General features: G+C 56.4%; 4 protein-coding genes and 3 pseudogenes. 2 read left to right on the top strand and 5 right to left on the bottom strand.

Annotated elements, in window-relative coordinates; all coding sequences use genetic code 11:
- Window positions 1-35: 35 nt before the first annotated feature.
- Window positions 36-217: pseudogene (locus BBW68_RS15520) on the bottom strand (IS5/IS1182 family transposase); the annotation flags it as partial.
- A 175-nt stretch (window positions 218-392) separates the two neighbouring features.
- Between BBW68_RS15520 and BBW68_RS02475 the strand changes: the two are divergent.
- Window positions 393-602, top strand: coding sequence for a YaeP family protein (locus BBW68_RS02475; RefSeq protein WP_102135745.1), 210 nt, complete (start codon window positions 393-395; stop codon window positions 600-602).
- Window positions 580-843: a Rho-binding antiterminator gene (gene rof, locus BBW68_RS02480; RefSeq protein WP_070133867.1), complete on the top strand. Its 264-nt coding sequence runs from the start codon at window positions 580-582 to the stop codon at window positions 841-843. Before BBW68_RS02475 ends, rof begins: the two co-directional genes overlap by 23 nt.
- Before the next feature lie 42 nt (window positions 844-885).
- Here rof and BBW68_RS19415 read toward each other — a convergent pair.
- The 4 genes and pseudogenes from BBW68_RS19415 to BBW68_RS02495 all read right to left on the bottom strand — a co-directional run.
- Window positions 886-969: pseudogene (locus tag BBW68_RS19415) on the bottom strand (c-type cytochrome); the annotation flags it as partial.
- A 103-nt stretch (window positions 970-1072) separates the two neighbouring features.
- The gene (gene tilS, locus BBW68_RS02485) at window positions 1073-2374 is read right to left on the bottom strand and encodes a tRNA lysidine(34) synthetase TilS (RefSeq protein WP_070133868.1); all 1302 of its coding nucleotides are present in this window, start codon (window positions 2372-2374) and stop codon (window positions 1073-1075) included.
- 142 nt (window positions 2375-2516) lie between these two features.
- Window positions 2517-2889 (bottom strand): annotated as a pseudogene (locus BBW68_RS02490) (VOC family protein).
- 184 nt (window positions 2890-3073) lie between these two features.
- Window positions 3074-3359: transposase (locus BBW68_RS02495; protein WP_186821250.1), on the bottom strand; the 286-nt coding region annotated here is incomplete at its 5' end.

Consider the following 3359-nt stretch of genomic DNA (forward strand, 5'->3'; position numbering starts at 1 on the left):
AATCAGGTGGCCAGTATCAGGGTGCCACTACAATGCAGCGGCAGATTGAACACACGTTTCATCATCAGAACCTTGGTAATAGCCATATCAGTGTAGTGTAGCGGTCAACCACGATCTTAATGGGTGACTCATCAAGCCAGACCGTCAGGGAACCGTGTTGTCTGAGTGCTTTGTTGTATGCGGGCCAATTGGTGATTTTAAACTTTTGCTTTGCCATGGGGACCTGATGTTGAAACGAATTTAGCGATCAGAGCCGCCAGTCACCTAAAAGTTCGATTTATTCAACAAAGCCACTTGATGAGTGAGCAAGTCACCCGCTTGCGGGCTGATTTCCGATAATTGGCTGTGCTATAGTCGGATAATCGCCAGAGAAAAATCTGAAGGAGGTGAATGTGCCAATGTATTGTGAGTTAGTTCGCCAAAAATATGCCGAGATAGGTAGTAACGATCTGGGATACGTGCCGGATGCATTAGCATGCGTGTTGAAAGCACTCAATGAGGTAGCGGGCAATCCTGAGCTATACTCTTCCATCAGGGAACAGGCAGCCTTTGCTGCCGCAAACTTATTGGTGAGCGACTATGTTGACGAACGAAGCGTATAAACCGATCAACTGTGATGACTATGACAATCTGGAACTCGCATGCCAGAACAGCTGGCACTTGTCGATGACGCTGAAAAATGGCGAACAGCTGACGGCCAAAGCTAAAGATATGGTGTCGCGCAAGAACGTTGAATATATTAGCATTGAGATCAATGGCGAGCAACGCGATCTGCGCCTCGACCATATCGACACGTTTAGCCATCCTGAGTTGGGTACTGTGGAGGTCAGCGAGTCTGATTAAGCCCCGTTTTAGCCTAGCGGATTGACGATCCGCCCCTTCATCCTAAGGTTTCAACCCCGCGTAGTACGCCGCCAGATCGGCGATGTCCTTATCACTCTGCCCGGCAACGAAGACCTTCATGACTTCCGGCTACCCGGCGCTACTGTTGCCCGCGCCGAGCGCAGGCAGACTTCACGCCAGCAGCAGCGCCAAAAGTTAGATACTCATCATTGCTCTCCAGTCGGTTATTTTAGCGGCACCAGTACAGATGCCAGCAGGCTTCATGCTCCCGCGGCGCGCCCTCACGGGTGACAAACACACCAATGGCGGCAATCAAACGATCGCCATAAAAAAGTAACGGGGTGCGTTCACGCAGCCAGGGCGCAACGGCCAGTTCCTGCCACAGCTTTTTCAGCGGGCGGCTGCCTGCGCGCCCCTGGATGTGAAAAGTCCCCTGTGCCTGAAAACGAATGCTGACCGCTTCAGCGGGCTGCGGCGCACGCAGCGCAATGCCATGCGCCCCCAGCTGCAGCTGGCCCAGACCGTTGGGAAGCACTAACGGCTGCCATGATGGCGGCCAGTTTAGGCAAATCTCACGTAGCGACGGGTAAAGCGGTAGCCAGTAGAGGCTGCCGCGGAAGCGGCGGATTTCATGACTGCCCAATCGCAGGCGCGGCTCTGCGTCCTCACGGCTGCATGCCACTTCCTGCCAGATCCGCTGCAGTGCTTCGCGCGACGGTGGGTTGGCATGATGAGTGGCGATCCAACGCCGCAGCAGCGCCGCACGCCGTGCATCGCTCATCTCCTGCAGCGGCGCAATGGACAACGCGCCCTGCTCGTCCACCAGCAGGGCCAGCGATTCGGCCAGCAGCTCGTCAAGCAGCTGCTCCTGTTCGCCGCACAGCGCGGCGCTGCGTGCCACGGCGCTGGCAAAATACGGCCAGCGTTCATTTAGTAACGGCAGCACCTTTAAACGCAGAAAGTTGCGGTCATAGCGCGGGTCCTGATTGCTGTCATCCTTAATCCACGACAGCCGGTGCTGCTGCGCCCACGCTGTCAGCTGGCTACGGCTTGCTGCCAGCAGCGGCCGCAGATGGCGATATTGCCCCAACCAGTGCTGCTCGGGCATCGAGGCCAGACCCGCCGGACCGCTACCGCGCTTCAGGGCCAGCAGCACCGTTTCGCTCTGGTCATCAAGGTGCTGGGCGGTCAGCAGCGCCTCGCCCGGCAGCAGCAGCTGACTGAACGCGTCATAGCGCGCAGTGCGGGCCGCGGCTTCGATTCCGCCTGCGCGCCCATCAATCTGCACTCTGACCACCTCAAACGGCACCTGCCACTGCGAGCACTGCTGCTTACAGTGTGCCACCCAGCTATCTGCCAGCGGATTCAGTCCGTGATGGATATGTACCGCCCGCAGCTGCAGCTCCGGCTGTTGGCTTCTCAGCAGCACCAGCTGATGCAGCAGCACGCTGGAATCCAGCCCGCCGCTGTAGGCCAGCAGCACAGCAGGCTGTGACGAAAGTGCGCGTTCAAGATGGGCGATGACCGACATGGCGTTCCTGCAATAAAAGGATTAAATAACCGAATAATTGGAGTTGCAGCAAGTAAATGAATCCCCGGGAGCTTACATTAGTAAGTGACCGGGGTGAATGCACGCAGCTAACACGGCGGCGGCTTTAAGAATGACGGTTATTTTAAGCCTGGTAGAGCTCCAGCGGCAACCCATCCGGATCGTTAAAGAAGGTACAACGCTTACCAGTCAGTGGGTCGATGCGGATCTCCTCACAGCGCACGCCGTGGGTTTCCAGCTGCTGGTTCGCGGCGTCAATATCATCGACGTTGAAGACCAGATGGCGCAGACCACAGGCTTCCGGCTGCGTCGGCCGCGCTGGCGGCTGCGGGAAGGAGAACAGCTCAATCGTATAGTCACCGTTCAGCGCCAGATCCCCTTTTCCACGAATCACGCGCCTCGCGGTAAACTTCTTCCATCAGGGTGAAATCGAAGATGTTGCAGTAAAAATCCCGGCTGGCCAGATAATCCCGCGCAATAATCGCGATGTGGTGCATTTTTTAACTGTAAACCTGACTACTTGCTCCTGTTAAAGATTTCTCCGTCACGTTATCTGGCACCCGTCGATAGCACAATAGCATGATTCTAGAAAGCGATATCAGAGAATGACACCGGACACCGGTCGAGTCCGTCAAGGTGGTGTAAATTCAGATCCAGCCTTCCGGTCCGGTAATATGTCTGTTAAGCGCTGAGTGGCAGCGCCTCGATCACATCGTTTTCAGCGGTCTGCTCTATCTCCGCCATGCTGTGCTGCGGCAGGTAGCGGTTCTGCAACAGCCATTCTTCGTTCTGCTCCGTCAGCACCGCACCCAGAAGCCGGGTTATGCTCTCTTCGTTGGGAAAAATACCCACCACGTGGGAACGCCGCTTCACCTCTTTATTCAGGCGCTCCAGCGTGTTCGTGGAGTGGATTTTCACCCGGTGCGCTCCCGGGAACCCGAAGTACGCCAGCCCCTCCGCCTCCGCT

This window comes from Candidatus Erwinia dacicola, assembly GCF_001756855.1.
GTDB classification, from domain to species: Bacteria; Pseudomonadota; Gammaproteobacteria; order Enterobacterales; family Enterobacteriaceae; genus Erwinia; species Erwinia dacicola.

Excerpts from the sequence above, each read along its gene's own strand:
- rof (WP_070133867.1), top strand. The coding sequence starts at position 580 with ATGTTGACGAACGAAGCGTATAAACCGATCAACTGTGATGACTATGAC.
- tilS (WP_070133868.1), bottom strand. The coding sequence starts at position 2,374 with ATGTCGGTCATCGCCCATCTTGAACGCGCACTTTCGTCACAGCCTGCT.